This is a genomic window from Streptomyces sp. 1114.5, assembly GCF_003635085.1.
Classification (GTDB): Bacteria; Actinomycetota; Actinomycetes; order Streptomycetales; family Streptomycetaceae; genus Kitasatospora.
This window is the reverse complement of record NZ_RBXE01000002.1, coordinates 1,016,728-1,032,322: the sequence shown is the minus strand read 5'-3', so window position 1 is coordinate 1,032,322 and position 15,595 is coordinate 1,016,728. Positions and strand designations below refer to the sequence as shown.

The 15,595-nt window shown below is 72.6% G+C and carries 17 protein-coding genes and 1 pseudogene; 12 read left to right on the top strand and 6 right to left on the bottom strand.

The annotated features are described in order from the left end of the window. Positions 1 to 41: 41 nt before the first annotated feature. The 3 genes and pseudogenes from BX285_RS27810 to BX285_RS27800 all read left to right on the top strand — a co-directional run. On the top strand, positions 42 to 1,055 hold the full coding sequence (locus tag BX285_RS27810) for an aldo/keto reductase (RefSeq protein WP_257032309.1): 1,014 nt from the start codon (positions 42 to 44) through the stop codon (positions 1,053 to 1,055). An 80-nt stretch (positions 1,056 to 1,135) separates the two neighbouring features. Next, entirely contained in the window at positions 1,136 to 1,723 is a 588-nt protein-coding gene (locus tag BX285_RS27805; RefSeq protein WP_097235385.1) for a TetR family transcriptional regulator, read from the top strand. A gap of 63 nt (positions 1,724 to 1,786) precedes the next feature. Further along, positions 1,787 to 2,275 (top strand): annotated as a pseudogene (locus tag BX285_RS27800) (ADP-ribosylglycohydrolase family protein); the annotation flags it as partial. Here the strand turns inward: BX285_RS27800 and BX285_RS27795 are convergent. Beyond that, positions 2,242 to 2,499, bottom strand: coding sequence for a GlsB/YeaQ/YmgE family stress response membrane protein (locus BX285_RS27795; RefSeq protein WP_306458840.1), 258 nt, complete (start codon positions 2,497 to 2,499; stop codon positions 2,242 to 2,244). The pseudogene BX285_RS27800 and the gene BX285_RS27795 overlap by 34 nt on opposite strands. A gap of 195 nt (positions 2,500 to 2,694) precedes the next feature. After that, positions 2,695 to 2,961 carry a GlsB/YeaQ/YmgE family stress response membrane protein gene (locus BX285_RS27790; protein WP_097235388.1) on the bottom strand — a complete coding sequence of 89 codons (267 nt, stop codon included), beginning with the start codon at positions 2,959 to 2,961 and terminating at the stop codon, positions 2,695 to 2,697. A gap of 155 nt (positions 2,962 to 3,116) precedes the next feature. Here BX285_RS27790 and BX285_RS27785 point away from each other — a divergent pair, with 155 nt between their 5' ends. Beyond that, a complete protein-coding gene (locus BX285_RS27785; protein WP_121178594.1) occupies positions 3,117 to 4,361 on the top strand; it encodes a glycosyltransferase in 1,245 nt (414 codons plus the stop codon). 58 nt (positions 4,362 to 4,419) lie between these two features. Here BX285_RS27785 and BX285_RS27780 read toward each other — a convergent pair whose 3' ends face one another. From BX285_RS27780 to BX285_RS27765, 4 genes are all read right to left on the bottom strand, one after another. Further along, positions 4,420 to 5,973 (bottom strand): NCS1 family nucleobase:cation symporter-1, encoded by a 1,554-nt coding sequence (locus tag BX285_RS27780; RefSeq protein WP_121178593.1) that lies wholly within the window; start codon positions 5,971 to 5,973, stop codon positions 4,420 to 4,422. 87 nt (positions 5,974 to 6,060) lie between these two features. Then, on the bottom strand, positions 6,061 to 7,074 hold the full coding sequence (locus BX285_RS27775) for a TIGR03842 family LLM class F420-dependent oxidoreductase (protein WP_121178592.1): 1,014 nt from the start codon (positions 7,072 to 7,074) through the stop codon (positions 6,061 to 6,063). Positions 7,075 to 7,147: 73 nt separating this feature from the next. Beyond that, positions 7,148 to 8,578 carry a dihydropyrimidinase gene (gene hydA / locus BX285_RS27770; protein WP_121178591.1) on the bottom strand — a complete coding sequence of 477 codons (1,431 nt, stop codon included), beginning with the start codon at positions 8,576 to 8,578 and terminating at the stop codon, positions 7,148 to 7,150. Between the two features lie 11 nt (positions 8,579 to 8,589). Beyond that, positions 8,590 to 9,432: a nitrilase-related carbon-nitrogen hydrolase gene (locus tag BX285_RS27765; protein ID WP_121178590.1), complete on the bottom strand. Its 843-nt coding sequence runs from the start codon at positions 9,430 to 9,432 to the stop codon at positions 8,590 to 8,592. A 341-nt stretch (positions 9,433 to 9,773) separates the two neighbouring features. Between BX285_RS27765 and BX285_RS39565 the strand changes: the two genes are divergently transcribed. The 8 genes from BX285_RS39565 (at position 9,774) to BX285_RS27725 (ending at position 15,362) form a co-directional block, all read left to right on the top strand. Beyond that, on the top strand, positions 9,774 to 9,851 hold the full coding sequence (locus tag BX285_RS39565; RefSeq protein ID WP_101948289.1) for a putative leader peptide: 78 nt from the start codon (positions 9,774 to 9,776) through the stop codon (positions 9,849 to 9,851). 196 nt (positions 9,852 to 10,047) lie between these two features. Beyond that, positions 10,048 to 10,569: a cysteine dioxygenase family protein gene (locus BX285_RS27755; protein ID WP_097235394.1), complete on the top strand. Its 522-nt coding sequence runs from the start codon at positions 10,048 to 10,050 to the stop codon at positions 10,567 to 10,569. Further along, positions 10,563 to 10,949 (top strand): rhodanese-like domain-containing protein, encoded by a 387-nt coding sequence (locus BX285_RS27750; RefSeq protein WP_097235395.1) that lies wholly within the window; start codon positions 10,563 to 10,565, stop codon positions 10,947 to 10,949. The genes BX285_RS27755 and BX285_RS27750 overlap by 7 nt, the downstream gene beginning before the upstream one ends. 218 nt (positions 10,950 to 11,167) lie before the next feature. After that, entirely contained in the window at positions 11,168 to 12,262 is a 1,095-nt protein-coding gene (locus BX285_RS27745; protein ID WP_121178589.1) for an ABC transporter ATP-binding protein, read from the top strand. Further along, on the top strand, positions 12,252 to 12,920 hold the full coding sequence (locus tag BX285_RS27740; protein ID WP_097235397.1) for an ABC transporter permease: 669 nt from the start codon (positions 12,252 to 12,254) through the stop codon (positions 12,918 to 12,920). The genes BX285_RS27745 and BX285_RS27740 overlap by 11 nt, the downstream gene beginning before the upstream one ends. After that, positions 12,917 to 13,594: an ABC transporter permease gene (locus tag BX285_RS27735; protein ID WP_101948149.1), complete on the top strand. Its 678-nt coding sequence runs from the start codon at positions 12,917 to 12,919 to the stop codon at positions 13,592 to 13,594. Before BX285_RS27740 ends, BX285_RS27735 begins: the two co-directional genes overlap by 4 nt. Positions 13,595 to 13,642: 48 nt before the next feature. Beyond that, positions 13,643 to 14,602, top strand: coding sequence for an ABC transporter substrate-binding protein (locus tag BX285_RS27730; RefSeq protein WP_121178588.1), 960 nt, complete (start codon positions 13,643 to 13,645; stop codon positions 14,600 to 14,602). Positions 14,603 to 14,798: 196 nt separating this feature from the next. Then, positions 14,799 to 15,362: a hypothetical protein gene (locus tag BX285_RS27725; protein ID WP_121178587.1), complete on the top strand. Its 564-nt coding sequence runs from the start codon at positions 14,799 to 14,801 to the stop codon at positions 15,360 to 15,362. Positions 15,363 to 15,595 lie beyond the last annotated feature (233 nt).

Sequence of the window (15,595 nt, the reverse complement as noted above, 5' to 3'; positions counted from 1 at the left end):
TCACCCCGGCGTCGCGCCCGCCCCCGGTCCCTGGAGTCACCGTGTCCTCGACCACCCGCCCCACCCAGCGCCGCCTCGGCGCCGCCGGCCCCGTCACCTCGGCCCTCGGCCTCGGCTGCATGGGCATGTCCGACCTGTACGGCCCGGCCGACGAGGCCGAGAGCATCGCCACCATCCACGCCGCCCTCGACGCGGGCATCACCCTGCTCGACACCGGCGACTTCTACGGCATGGGCCACAACGAACTGCTCATCCACGAGGCACTGCGCGGGCGCGACCGCGAGAGCGTGCAGATCAGCGTGAAGTTCGGCGCCCAGCGCAGCCCGGACGGCCAGTGGCTCGGCTACGACGCGAGCCCCGCCGCCACCAAGACGGCGCTCAGCTACACCTTGCGCCGCCTGCGCACCGACCACATCGACGTCTACCGCCCGGCCCGCCTCGACCCGAACGTCCCGATCGAGGAGACCGTCGGCGCCATCGCCGACCTGGTGAAGGCCGGCTACGTCCGCCACATCGGCCTCTCCGAGGTCGGCGCCGACACCCTGCGCCGCGCCGCCGCAGTCCACCCGATCAGCGACCTGCAGATCGAGTACTCGCTGCTCAGCCGCTCGATCGAGGCTGCCGTCCTCCCCACCGCCCGCGAACTCGGCATCGGCATCACCGCGTACGGCGTGCTCTCCCGCGGCCTGCTCAGCGGCCACTGGAACCAGGAACGCGCGCTCACCGGCACCGACTTCCGCAGCCACAGCCCACGCTTCCAGGGCGAGAACCTGACCCACAACCTCGCACTGGTCGAGGCGCTGCGCACGATCGCCGCCGCCAAGGAGGCGACCGTCGCCCAGGTCGCCATCGCCTGGGTGGCCTCGCGCGGGCAGGACGTCGTGCCGCTGGTCGGCGCCCGCCGCCGGGAGCGCCTGACCGAGGCCCTCGGCGCCCTGGACGTCACGCTGACCGCGGCGGACCTCGCCGCCATCGAGGCGGCCGTCCCCGCCGGCGCCGCCGCAGGCGACCGGTACGCTGCCGCCCAGATGGCCCATCTGGACAGCGAGCGCTGAGCAGCCCGGCCCGCTGCTCCGGCCCGCCACGCCGGAGCACAGCACCACCCGATCGAACGACCCTAAGGACGGACCACCCCGTGACCACGGACACCACACTCACCGCCGAGCAGGTCCTCATCGCGGCGGAGGACGTCCTCCGGCGGTTCGGCCCGGCCAAGGCCACCGTCGTGGACGTCGCCCGCATCCTCGGCGTCAGCCACAGCAGCGTCTACCGCCACTTCCCGAGCAAGGCCGCGCTGCGCGAGGCGGTCACCCAGCGCTGGCTCGACCAGGCGCACCACGAGCTCGCGGCCATCACCATCGAGGGCGGCCACTCCGCCGAGCGGCTGCACCGCTGGCTCGGCACGCTGTTCGCGGCCAAGCGGAAGAAGGCGCTCGACGACCCGGAGCTGTTCGCCACCTACATGGTGCTGGTCGAGGAGAACAGCGCCACCGTCGAGGCGCACATCGACACGCTGGTCGACCAGATCGCACAGATCATCCACGACGGCGTGGACGAGAAGGAGTTCAAGCTCGCCCACATCCTCAGCACCGCCCGCGCCGTCTTCGACGCCACCGCCCCGTTCCACGACCCGGCCTACGCCTCCACCTGGTCCGTCCCGGGCGCCGACGACCGCTTCGAGGCCGTCTGGAAGCTCGTCCTCGGCGGCCTGAAGGCGAAGTGACGACAGCGAAGTGACGACAGCGAAGTGACGGACCGTCACTCGGGCTGACCCGCCGAACTCCCGGCGCTCACCACGCACTTCCACCCGGAGGCGGTCATCGGCGCGCTGGCGGTCGCCCTTGCGGCCGCGCTCGCCGTCCGGAGCCGCGGTGAAACCGCCCCGGGCCGGGCCGAGTTGCTGACCGAGGTCGCCGGGCGGCGGCCGGTGAGCGACGTCCGCTCCGGCCTGCGGATAGCCGCCCGGCTGCCCGGGCACACCAGCGTCCGCCAGGCCGCCACCGTGCTCGGCTCCGGGGTGCTGATCTCCGCCCCGGACACCGTCCCGTTCGCCCTCTGGTCCGCCTCCGGGCACCTGGACTCGCTGCCCGGGGCCGTCTGGCACACCCTGGAGGGCTGGGGCGACATGGACACCACCTGCGCCATCGCCGCGGGGGTGGTGGCCGCCCGCACCGGGCTCGCCGGGGTCCCGCCCGCCTGGCTGGTGGCCCGGGAGGGGTTGCCGGGCTGGGGCGGGGACGGTCAGCGCCGGACGATGCGGTGGAGCACTCCGTAGAGGAACAGCAGCACCACGGCGCCGCCGATCGCGGAGACCCAGGTCGTCAGGTCGAGGAAGCTCACCCTGACCGACTGGTGCATCCAGTGCGAGACGATCCAGGTGCCGACGTAGGAGCCGGCGATGCCGATCAGGGTCGTGCCGATCAGGCCGCGATCACCCTTGCCCGGCAGCGCCATCCTGGCCAGGGTCCCCGACACCAGGCCCAGTACGATCCACGCCATCCAGCTCATCCGTCGCCCCTCGCGTCCTCGACGTGACGGCCCCGTCGAGACACACCGGGCCCGGTCCGAAGGACGCGGGAGGGCGCCGGATGGTTTCCGGTGCCCGGAACGACCGGCGCGAACCGGCCACCGGCGCCGCCACCCCGGGCCACCACCCCGGAGCCGCCGGCCGTGGCCGGTAGCCGAACCCGCCCGTCAGCGGCGCGAGTTGCCGAACAGCAGTCGGTAGACGATCAGCAGCACCAGGGAGCCGCCGATCGCCGACACCCAGGTCGCCGCGTCGAAGAAGTGCGCCGTGACCGACCGGTGCATGAAGTGCGACGCGATCCACCCGCCGACGAAGGAGCCGGCGATGCCGATCAGGGTGGTCACGATCAGGCCCCCCGGGTCCTTCCCCGGCAGCAGCAGCTTGGCCAGCGCTCCCGCCAGCAGGCCCAGCACGATCCACGCAACGATGCCCATCCGTCTTTCCTCCCGTCCCAGGCGCGACGGCCCCGTCCCGTCGGCTCCGCCCGGAAGGACGCCACCGCCCGCCGCCCGGTTCCAGGCTCCGCCCTCCCCTCCCCACCGCGCGTGGCGTCCTTCCCGGCGGCCTTCCGCGCCGGAATACTGCGGGCATGCGCATCCTGATCGCCACCGCCGGGTCCAGGGGCGATGTGGCCCCCTTCACCGGGCTCGGGGTCCGCCTCCGGGCGGCCGGCCATCAGGTGGCCGTCGCCACGCACGCGACCTTCGCGGAGTACGTCCGGGCGTCCGGGCTGGAGTTCCGCCCGCTGCCGGTCGACCCGCGCGCCGAACTCGCCTCCGCGCAGGGGCGACGACTGCTGCGGGCCGGCAGCGGCCCGGGTGTGGTCCTCCAACTCCTGCGCCTTGGCCGAAAGTTCATGCCCGCTCTCGGCGACGGCATCGTCGAGGCCGTCGCCCTCGGTACCGACCTGCTGCTGACCACCAGTACCACCAGCGCACTCGGCCAGGTCGCCGCCGAGGCGGCCGGCCTGCCCACCGTCGGACTGTTCCTCCAACCACTCGCCCCCACGCGGGAGTTCGCACCCGCCGTCACGGGCACCCGCTCGCTCTCCCGACCCGGCAACCTGCTCGCCGGGCACGCCGTCCAGGCCGCGACCGACCAGCTGTTCGCGCCCGCCGTACGCGCACTGCGCCGCCGGCTCGGCCTGCCACCGCGCGGCATCGCCGGGGCCCGTCGGGACCACCCCGTCCTGCACGGCTTCTCTCCGACGGTCGTGCCCCGGCCGGCCGACTGGCATCCCCGGCTGGACGTGGCGGGCTACTGGTGGCCGCCGGCGCAGCCGCACTGGCAGCCTCCGGCCCGGCTGCTCGACTTCCTCGCCGCCGGAGCGCCACCGGTCTTCGTCGGCTTCGGCAGCCTCGTCGTCCCCGATCCCGAGCGGCTCACTGCCACCGTGCTCGCGGCCGCCCGGGCCGCCGGGGTGCGCGTCCTCCTGCAGTCGGGCTGGAGCGGGCTGGCCGCCGAGGACTCGGAGACCGTCCTGACCATCGGCGACACCCCGCACGACTGGCTGTTCCCGCGTACCGCCGCCGTGGTCCACCACGCGGGCGCGGGCACCACCGCCGCCGCGCTCCGTGCCGGGGTTCCCTCCGTCCCCGTGCCCGCCCAACTGGACGGCCCCTTCTGGTCCGCCCGGCTGGCCGCCCTCGGTGTCTCCCCCGACCCCGTCCCCCTCCGTGCTCTCACCCCCGCCCGTCTCGCCACCGCGATCCGCCACGCCGTGGACACCCCCCACCACCGGGCCCGCACCCAAGCCGTCGCCGCCGTCCTCGCCGGCGAGGACGGCACCACCAAGGTGCTCGCTGCGGTCGAACGGGCGACAGCCGACCGGTAACAGATGACAGCTGACAGATTTCAACATCTGTCAGCTGTCAGCTGTTATCCGTTAGCTGTCATCTGTCATCCGCGCCCCGCTCCCCCGGCCCCCGCCGCCCCAGCCCCACGTACACCAGCGAGGCCGCCGCGAGGCCGACCGCCCAGCCGTAGTCGGCCAGCGGCTTGAGCAGCGGGATCAGGCCGTCCACCGGGAACGGGCCCTGCTTGGCGCCCTGGGCGTCGACGGTGGAGTACGAGCCGCCCACCGCGAGCAGGCCGCCCACCAGCAGTGCCACGACCGCCCGCCAGTTCCACCCGCCGGTGTACCAGTACGCCCCGCCCGGGCGGTAGAGCTCGGCCAGCTGGAGGCGGGTGCCCCGCAGCAGCCAGTAGTCGGCGATCAGGACCCCGGCGACGGTGCCGAGCAGGCCACCGACCACGCCCAGCCAGGTGAAGATGTAGACGTGCGGGTCGGCGATCAGCCGCCACGGGAAGATGGCGATCCCGACCACACCAGTGATCAGCGCCCCGGTACGGAAGTTGACGAACCGGGGCAGCAGGTTGGCCAGGTCGTAGGCGGGCGAGACGACGTTGGCGGCGATGTTCACCGACAGCGTCGCGACCAGGACGGTCAGCAGCGCGAACAGGATGCCGACCGGACTCTCCATCTTCGCGGCGAGCCGGATCGGGTCCCACACCGGTTCGCCGTACACCGCCTGGGAGCCGGAGGTGACCAGCACGGACAGCAGGGCGAAGAGCGTCATCGTCGTCGGCAGGCCGAGCGCCTGGCCCCGGATCTGGGCCCGCTGGCTGCCGCCGAAGCGGGTGAAGTCCGGGATGTTGAGCGACAGGGTGGACCAGAAACCGATCATGCCCATCAGCGAGGGGAAGAAGACCTTCCAGAACCCGCTGCCCCACCCCAGCGTGGACGGCTGGTCGAGCAGCGGGCCCAGTCCGCCCGCCTTGACGGTGATCCAGACCAGCAGGGCGAGCGCACCGACGATGACGAAGGGCGCGGCCCAGTTCTCGAAGCGCCGCAGCGCCTCCATCCCGCGGGCGATGATGGCCATCTCCAGCAGCCAGAACAGCAGGAACGAGAGCCACTGGGTCCACGGGTAGCCGCCCAACTCCCCTGCCGTGAGCCAGGACTGGCCGAACAGCTTGCCCGCGAGCAGGAAGATTCCCTCGCCGCCGATCCAGGTCTGGATGCCGAACCAGGCGCAGGCGACCGCCGCCCGGATCAGGGCGGGCAGGTTGGCGCCGCGCAGCCCGAAGGCGGCGCGGGCGAACACCGGGAACGGGATTCCGTACTTGGTGCCGGCGTGCCCGGTGAGCAGCATCGGCACCAGCACGACGAGGTTGGCGAGCGCGATGGTCAGCACCGCCTGTTTCCAGTCCATGCCGATCGCGACCAGGCCCGAAGCCAGTGTCCAGGAAGGGATGTTGTGGGCCATGCCGACCCAGAGTGCGAGGAAGTTGTACGTGGTCCAGGTGCGTCGTGCCACCGGGACCGGGAGCAGGTCGTCGCTGGTGAAGCCGTTGGGAGGCAACTCGCCGGCGGCCGGGTCGAGTTCGACCCGGCCGTCGGGGTGCTGCCGCTGTCTGTCGCCGCTGGTCACGGTGTCGGGCATGGGCAACTCCCGTCTGCTGCAACTGGGATCACCTCAGGATCCCCGGACAGCTGACGTCGGACGTCCACCGTCCGACGTCGCCGGGGATCACAGGTGGGGGATGACGTCCGTTCCGTAGGCGTCGATGGTGGTCTCGATCGCGTCGTGCATGGCATAGACGGCGAACTGGTCGACGCCGAGCGAGCGCAGTTCCGCCAGCCGGGCGCGCTGCACCTCGGCCGGGCCGATCAGACAGAAGCGGTCCACGATCTCGTCCGGCACGAAGGTCGTGTCCGGGTTCCCGGCCCGGCCGTGGTGGCTGTAGTCGTAGCCCTGGCGGCCCTTGATGTAGTCGGTGAGCGCCTCCGGCACCAGATCGGAGTGCTCGCCGTAGTGGTCGACCAGGTCGGCGACGTGGTTGCCGACCATCCCGCCGAACCAGCGGCACTGCTCCCGGGCGTGGGCGAGCGCGGCGGGCGAGTCGTCGGTGGTCACGTAGGCGGGGGCGGCCACGCAGACGGTGACCGAGTCCGGGTCGCGGCCGGCCTCGACCGCGGCGGCCCGCACCGCCTTGACCATGAACTCGGTGAGGTACGGGTCGGCCAACTGCAGGATGAAGCCGTCTGCTTGGCGCCCGGTCAGGGCGAGGGCCTTCGGGCCGTACGCCCCCATCCAGATCGGCAGGGACGCGCCCGGTCCGACCCAGGGCAGGTGCATCTCGGTGCCGTCCACCTCGACGGTGCGGCCCTCCGCCAACTCCTTGATGGCGTGCATCGCCTGGGAGAGCCGGGCGAGGGTCGCGGGGTGGCGTCCGGCGACCCGCATCGCGGAGTCGCCCCGGCCGATCCCGCAGACCGTGCGGTTGCCGTACATGTCGTTCAGGGTGGCGAACAGGGAGGCGGTGACCTCCCAGGTGCGGGTGGAGGGGTTGGTGACCATCGGGCCGACGGTCAGGCGCTCGGTCTCGGCGAGGATCCGGCTGTAGATGACGAAGGGCTCCTGCCACAGGACGCAGGAGTCGAAGGTCCAGCCGTGGCTGAACCCGGCCCGCTCGGCGCGGATCATCCGGTCGATGAGCAGGCGGGCGGGCGGGTCGGTCTGCAGGACGAGGCCGATGTCCATGGGTGGCTCCGGGAGAGAGGAAAGACGGAGAGGAACGGCGGAAAGGAACGGCGGAGACGACAGGGCGAGGGCGTCAGGTCAGGTACTGGCAGGTGTCGCGGCGCAGGAAGGTGCCGTGACCGGCCCGGCCGTGCCAGGTGCCGTCGTCGAGCACCACGGTGCCGCGGGAGAGCACCGTCCGGGCCCGGCCGGTGAGTCGGCGGCCCTCGTAGGCGGAGTAGTCCACGTTCATGTGGTGGGTGGCGGCGGAGACGGTCTGGACCGCGGCGGGGTCGTAGACGACGAGGTCGGCGTCGGCGCCCGGGGCGATGGTGCCCTTGCGCGGGTGCAGACCGAACATCCGGGCGGGCGTGGTGCAGGCGATCTCGACCCAGCGGCGCCGGCTGATGTGCCCGTCCACCACGGCTTGGTGGAGCAGGTCCATCCGGTTCTCCACGCCCGGAAGGCCGTTGGGGATCTTGGAGAAGTCGCCGCGCCCGAGCTCCTTCTGCCCGGCGAAGCAGAACGGGCAGTGGTCGGTGGAGACCACCTGGAGGTCGTTGGTGCGCAGCCCGCGCCAGAGCGCCTCCTGGTGCTCGCGCGGCCGCAGCGGCGTGCTGCACACGTACTTGGCGCCCTCGAAGCCGTCGGCGCCCTCCTCGGCGAGGTTGTCGGTGGAGAGGAAGAGGTACTGCGGGCAGGTCTCGCCGAAGACGTTGAGCCCGGCGTCGCGGGCCTGGGCGAGTTCGGCGAGGGCCGCGGCGGCGGAGACGTGCACGACGTAGAGCGGGCTGCCCGCCACCTGGGCGAGCTTGATCGCCCGGTGGGTGGCCTCGGCCTCCAGCAGTTCGCGGCGGACCTCGCCGTGGTAACGGGGGGCGGTCTTCCCGGCGGCGAGGGCCTGTTCGACCAGGACGTCGATGGCGATGCCGTTCTCGGCGTGCATCATGATCAGCCCGCCGTTGGCGGCGCCGCGCTGCATGGCGCGCAGGATGCGGCCGTCGTCGCTGTAGAAGACGCCGGGGTAGGCCATGAAGAGCTTGAAGGAGGTGGACTCGCCGGAGTCGACGAGCGCGTCCATCTCCTTGAGGACGCCGTCGTTGACGTCGGAGACGATCGTGTGGAAGGCGTAGTCCACGGCGCAGTTGCCGTCCGCCTTGGCGTGCCAGGTGTCCAGGCCCTCGCGCAGCGAGCCGCCGACGGGCTGGACGGCGAAGTCGACGATGGTGGTGGTGCCGCCCCAGGCGGCGGCCCGGGTGCCGGTCTCGAAGGTGTCGGAGGCGGCGGTGCCGCCGAACGGCAGCTCCATGTGGGTGTGGGCGTCGACGCCGCCCGGGATGACGTAGTGGCCGGTGGCGTCGATGACGGTGTCGGCGGTCCAGGCCTGGGCGGCGGAGCTGCCGGTGGCGGCGAGGGCGGCGATGCGCTCGCCCTCGATCAGGACGTCGGCGTGGAGTTCCTCGGTGGCCGTGATGACGAGGCCGCCGCGGACGATCGTGCGCTGCTGGGGGTCGCGGGTGGTCATCGCGCTGCTCCTCAGGCCTCGGCGAGCGGTCCGTAGGCGTCGGGCCGGCGGTCGCGGTAGAACGCCCACTGTTGGCGGACCTGTTCGATCAGGCCGAGGTCGAGGTCCCGGACGACGAGTTCCTCCTCCTTGTCGGAGGCGACGTCGCCGACGAACTGGCCGCGCGGGTCCACGAAGTAGGAGGTGCCGTAGAAGTCGTTGTCGCCGTACTCCTCGGTGCCGACCCGGTTGATGGCGGCGACGAAGTACTCGTTGGCGACGGCGGCGGCGGGCTGTTCGAGCTGCCAGAGGTAGGCGGACAGACCGCGGCTGGTGGCGGAGGGGTTGTAGACGATCTGCGCGCCGGCCAGGCCCAGGGCGCGCCAGCCCTCGGGGAAGTGGCGATCGTAGCAGATGTAGACGCCGACCTTGCCGACGGCGGTGTCGAAGACGGGCCAGCCGAGGTTGCCGGGCTTGAAGTAGTACTTCTCCCAGAAGCCCTTGACCTGCGGGATGTGGTGCTTGCGGTACTTCCCGAGGTAGCTGCCGTCGGCGTCGATGACGGCGGCGGTGTTGTAGTAGACGCCGGGCTGCTCCTCCTCGTAGACCGGGACGACGACGACCATCCCGAGCTCGCGGGCGAGTTCCTGCATCCGGCGCACGGTCGGGCCGTCGGGAACGGCCTCGGCCCAGCGGTAGTGCTCGGGCTCCTGGACCTGACAGAAGTACGGGGCGTTGAAGACCTCCTGGAAGCCGATGATCTTCGCGCCCTGGGCGGCGGCCTCGCGGGCGTGGCGCTCGTGGAGCGCGATCATGCTCTCCTGGTCGCCGGTCCAGCGGGTCTGGACGAGCGCGGCACGGACGATCTGTGACATGGGTACCTCCGCAACTCCGCGGCCCGGCCGTGCGGTCGGGCCCGCGGTCCATGGGTTGACGGGGCGGGTCTCACCCGCGGATCCGCTCGGGGATCCGCTGGGGTCTACGTGCGTAGAAAGCGATCTGTAGACCGTAGGCCGGGCCTCGGTGGCCTGACAATACGTTGGCGGATACGGGTCTGAGGCGATCTTCTCGGGCGGACACGCGGACGGTCCGGGGTGCGATGAAAGGCTCATCTACCCCGTAAGTGCCCTCCTTACTCACCCGCCGGACTGCCGACCCGGCTGACTTCGTCCGAACCGGCTTGACTTCGTCCGGTTCGCTCGGGAAGGATCCGGCCATGGACTCCGGCACCACTCTGGTCTGCCGCCTGCACGTCGATCTGCGACGCCAGGCGAGTTCCATCTGTGCCTGTTGACCCTGCTCTCCCCCGCCGCTCCCGCCCTGTGACGCCTGCCAGGGCCCGCGCCGCGCACCCGCAGTCCTGACCTCCTCCCGCCCCAGTCCCGGCACACCCGTACGGGCCGGGCCGCCCCCGTCGGCCCACGCCCGTCCACCCGCCGCCGGAACCGGGCACCCCTGCCGACGTTCCCGCCGCATCCGAGGACGCCCTGATGAGCCTGAACACGAGCCTGGACTTCGTCACCGACACCCCGACGGCCGCCCCTCCCGCCCCCGCCGCCCCGCTCACCCCCAGCACCCTGCGGAGCATCGTCCGCGAGCTGGCCGAGCAGCCCGACCGGTGGATCCACCACGTCCGCCTCTCCACCGAGGACCGCTGGTACCGGCGGCTGGTGGCCGCGGACGACCACGAGGTGTGGCTGATCAGCTGGCTGCCCGGCCAGTCCACCGGCTTCCACGACCACGGCGGCTCGCGCGGCGCGTTCGCCGTCGCCCTCGGCGAGCTGGAGGAGCTGTCCCTCGGCGGCCCCGAGCAGGGCCTGCTGATCCGCCGGCTCCAGGCCGGCACCGCCCGGGCCTTCGGCCCCGAGTACGTGCACGACGTGCGGAACACCGCTTCCGGCCCCGCCGTCACCCTGCACGCCTACTCGCCGCCGCTGGACTCGATGGCGCATTACGACCTACGGGCCGGAGGGCTCGTCCGCACCTCGGAGGAAGGACCGGAGCAGTGGTGACGACGATCGAAGAGTTGGTGGAGCGGGCCCGCGAGGGCGTGCACCGTCCAGACGCCCGGGAGGCGTACCAGGCCCAGCTGGACGGCGCGCTGCTGGTGGACATCCGCCCGGCGGCGCAGCGGGCGGCCGAGGGAGAGATCCCGGGCACGCTGATCATCGAGCGCAACGTGCTGGAATGGCGGCTCGACCCGACGGGCAGCCACCGGATCCCCGAGGCCTCGGGCCACGACATCGAGGTGATCGTGGTCTGCTCCGAGGGCTACGCCTCCAGTCTGGCCGCCGCCTCGCTCCGGGAGCTGGGCCTGCACCGGGCGACCGACCTGGACGGCGGGTTCGTCGGCTGGGCGGCAGCCGGGCTGCCGACCCGTCAGGGCGGCTGAGCACCGGCGGTGCCCGGCTGCGCCGCGTGCCGGACGGTAAATCAGGGACAGGAGATGATGCAGGTCATAGTCTGATCAGAGTTTCCGCCGGTCCAAAGCTGGGCAGCCACGCGGGCGGAAGTACGCCCGGGCGCGTGAAACCGCCGCCAACGAACGACCCGACCGAACGACCGACACAGGCGCCGCCTCCCCGGGGCGCCCTGACGAGGAAACACCCCGTGATCAGATTCGAGGGCGCCGGAAAGCGCCACCCCGACGGGACCGTCGCCGTCGAGGGCCTGGACCTTGAGGTCCCGACCGGCCGGATAACCGTCCTGGTCGGACCGTCCGGCTGCGGCAAGACCACCCTGCTGCGCATGGTCAACCGGATGGTCGAACCCACCTCGGGCCGAGTGCTGCTGGACGGCACGGACGTCGCGAAGCTGGAGCCCGCCAAACTGCGGCGCGGCATCGGGTACGTGATCCAGCAGGCCGGACTCTTCCCGCACCGCAAGGTGATCGACAACATCGCCACCGTCCCGTACCTGCTCGGCTGGGACCGCAAGAAGGCCCGCGCCCGGGCCGCCGAACTGCTCGAACTGGTCGGGCTCGCGCCCGAGACCGCCAAGCGGTACCCGTTCCAGCTGTCCGGCGGCCAGCAGCAGCGCGTCGGCGTGGCCCGCGCCCTGGCCGCCGACCCGCCGGTGCTGCTGATGGACGAGCCGTTCAGCGCCGTCGACCCGGTGGTGCGCGCCGGGCTCCAGGAGGAGCTGCTGCGGCTACAGTCCGAGTTGCACAAGACGGTGCTGTTCGTCACCCACGACATCGAGGAGGCCGTCCGGCTCGGCGACCAGGTGGTGGTGCTGCGCGAGCACGGCCGGATCGCCCAACTGGCCGACCCGCACACGCTGCTCACCACCCCCGCCGACGACGGCGTCGCCGCCTTCCTCGGCCGCGACCGGGGCCTGCGCGGCCTCGGCCTGCGTCCCGCACGGGCCGTCGCGCTGCGCCCGGTGAGCGACGGACTCGCTTACGGGGGCTGGGAGTTGGCCCTGGACGACGAGCGCCGACCGATCGGCTGGATCGACCGCGACGCCGTCACCGCCGAGCTGCACGCCGCCCCCGCCTTCCGGCCGGACACCGACACCCTGCGCACCGCACTGGACGCCGCCGTCCTCTCCGCCGCCGGGGTCGCGGTCGCCCTGGACGCCGAGGGCCGGGCCACCGGCACCGCGAGCCGCGAGGCCGTCCTGGCCGCGCTCCGGCCCGCGGCCGACGGAGCCGCCGGCGCCGACGCGGGCGCGGACGCGGACGGAGCCGACGGTGGACGATGAACCGATCGTCCGCTGGTACTGGATCGGCGACCACCTCGGCTACCTCGGCCACCTGCTCGCCGACCACGCCGTGATCGCCCTCGTCCCCGTGCTCATCGGACTGCTGCTGGCGATCCCGCTCGGTCTGGCCTGCGCCCGTTTCCCCCGGCTCTACCAGCCGCTGTCCGCCGTCTTCAACATCGTCTACGCGCTGCCCTCGCTGGCCGTGTTCGTGGTGCTGATCCCGTACACCGGGCTCGCCACCCAGGCGACCGTCATGATCCCGCTCACCTTCTACGCCCTCGCCGTCCTGCTGCCGACCACCGTGGACGGGCTGCGCGCCGTCCCGGAGGCCGTCCGGCAGGCCGCCACGGCGATGGGGTACGGGCCCTGGCACCGGCTGACCTCGGTCGAACTGCCCGCCGCCGTCCCGTACCTGATCGCCGGCCTGAGGGTCGCCGCAGTGTCCAGCATCTCGCTGGCCAGCGTCGGCGCGCTGGTGGGGCGCGGCGGGCTCGGCTACCTGTTCATCGACGGCTTCCAGCGCACCTTCCCGACCCCGATCGTGGCCGGCATCGTGCTGATCGCCGTCCTCGCGCTGGCCGTGGACCTGGTGCTGGTGGCCGCCCGGCGGCTGCTCGCACCCTGGGCCGTCCGCGAGAAGGGGGCGGGCTCGTGAACTGGCTGGACTGGCTGAGCGACTTCTTCACCGCCCCGGACCACCGCAGCGGCCCGGACTCGATCGTGCACCGGGTCGCCGAGCACCTGCTGCTCTCCGGCGAGGCGCTGCTGTTCGCGGCGCTGCTCGCCGTCCCGCTCGGGCTGCTGATCGGCTACACCGGGCGCGGCGTCACCGTGGTGACCGCGCTCGCCGGCGCCGCCCGCGCCCTGCCCACCCTCGGCCTGGTGACGCTGGCGGTACTGCTCGCCGGGGTCGGCGACACCGCCGTCCTGGTCCCGCTGGTGGCGCTCGCCGCGCCGCCGCTGCTGGTGGCCGCCGTCGAGGGGGTGCGCGGCACCGACCCGGACGTCCGGGACGCCGCGCGCGGCATCGGGCTGACCCACCCGCAGGTGCTGCGGCAGGTCTGCCTGCCCTCCGCCGCGCCGACCCTGCTGGCGGGCTTCCGCACCGCGACCGTCCAGGTCATCGCGACCGCCACGGTGGCCGCCTACGTCGGCCTGGGCGGGCTCGGCCGCTACGTCATCGACGGGCTGGCGACCCGCAAGTACGCCGTGACGGTGGGTGGTGCGCTGCTGGTGGTGCTGCTCGCCGTCGCCGCCCAGTTGTTCTTCGCCCTGCTCGCCCGGTTCGCGCTCCCGCCCGGGATGCGCGCCCAGCGCCGGGCCCGCTGAACCTCCTCTCCCATCCTCTCCGGAAGGACACATCTCACCATGTCGACAATGAAGCGAAGCCGGCGCGCGGTCGTCCTCGGCACGCTCGCCGTGCTCGCCCTCGGCGCCACCGCCTGCGGCTCCTCCGGCGGCGACCCGCTCGGCGGGGGCTCCAGTGCCTCTGCCTCCTCCAGCGGTTCCGCCGGCGCAGGCGGCTCGGGCGGCTCGGGCGGCGGCTCCGGCTCGACGGTGGTCATCGGCTCCGCGAACTTCCCGGAGAACGTGCTGCTCGGCTCGATCTACTCGCAGGCCCTCAAGGCCAAGGGCGTCAAGGTCGAGGAGAAGTTCAACATCGGCAGCCGCGAGGTGCTCTACGGGCAGCTGCAGAGCGGCAACCTGACCGTCCTGCCCGAGTACAACGGCGCGCTGCTCGCCTACCTGGACCCCAAGGCCACCGCCGTCACCACGCAGGACGTGAACGCGGCGCTCGCCACGACGCTGCCCGCCGCGCTGGGGATCCTCACCTCCTCCCCCGCCGAGGACAAGGACTCGCTCAGCGTCACCCAGGAGACCGCCGACAAGTACAACCTCAAGAGCATCTCCGACCTGGCCGCCAAGGCCGGCGAGTTCACCATCGGCGGCCCGCCGGAGTTCAAGTCCCGGCGCGAGCAGCAGTTCAAGGACGTCTACGGGCTGACCTTCAAGGAGTGGAAGCCCACCGCCGACACCACCGCGAACGCGCTCAAGGACGGCAGCATCCAGGTCGGCAACGTGTTCACCACCGACCCCAAGATCGTCCAGTACAAGCTCGTCCCGCTGAGCGACCCGAAGAACGTCTTCGGCGCGCAGAACGTCACCCCGCTGGTCAACAAGGCCGGCGTGGACGCCACGGCGACGGCGGCGCTCAACGCGGTGTCGGCCAAGCTCGACACCGCGGGCCTGACGGCCCTGATGAAGCGCGTCGCGGTGGACAAGGAGGACCCGTCGACGGTGGCCAAGGACTGGCTGAAGTCCAACGGTCTGGGCTGACGGCCGGACGGTCGGAGGGCGGATGACGTAGGGCTCACGGCGGCTCGGAGGAGATGGTTCCCCCGGGCCGCCGTTCGTCGGACCGGCCCTCCCCGGGGCCCGCCCAGGCGGGGCCGGGCGGGCCGGTCGGGCGGGGCTGGTCGGGCCTCCCGAGGGACCTTCCCTTCTGCGCCGCGAACATGACAGTGTGGGCGCCATGCGCACTCGACTCCTCGCCGCCACCCTCACGGCACTCGCCGCGGTGAGCCTCGCTGCCTGCTCCAGCTCCGGATCGAGCTCGGGCAAGGCCACCTCCGCGGCCGGCTCCCCCACCGCCACCGCCGTCTCCACCGCTGCCCCCTCCGACGCCGCCTCGACTGCGTCGGCCCCCACGCCCGGCACGGCCGCCCCCACGGCCGACGGCGCCACCGACGCTCCTGCGCCCGCCGGCACGACCCCGGGAGCCCCCGCGCCGGCCAAGCCCGCGCCGCCCGCCGACGCCGGGCTGCCCGCCAAGCCGGACTCCGACCTCACCGCCAAGCTGGTCGCCGCACTGGACGCGATCGACCCGGCGATCGTCGGCGGCAAGCCCGAGCAGGCCGTGGACCGGGCGCGCAACCAGTGCCAGTCGCTCTACCAGTTCCCCAAGGACAAGGGGAAGCTGGTCGAGCTGGCCAACCAGCGCTTCACCTCGCCCGACCACCCGCAGGGCTTCGGACCGGACACCGCCGCCAAGATCAACGACGCGCTGCGGTCCACGCTCTGCCCGGCCTCGCGCTGATCCGACCCGCGCCACCTCGAACGTCCGGTGTCCTGAGCGCCGGGCAACCGTGGCCGCACCCCGCCCAGCGGGTGTGCGGTCACGGTCTTCTTCTTGCCGGGCACCCTCCCCCTCCCAACCGGCAACCCGGCTCGCCCCTCTTCGGGCGTCCGGGCGGTCCGATGACGAACCATCAGGTCCCTTGACAGGCCAGTGGTCTAGTCCAAATATAGGCATGTCGATCCGACCGGGAT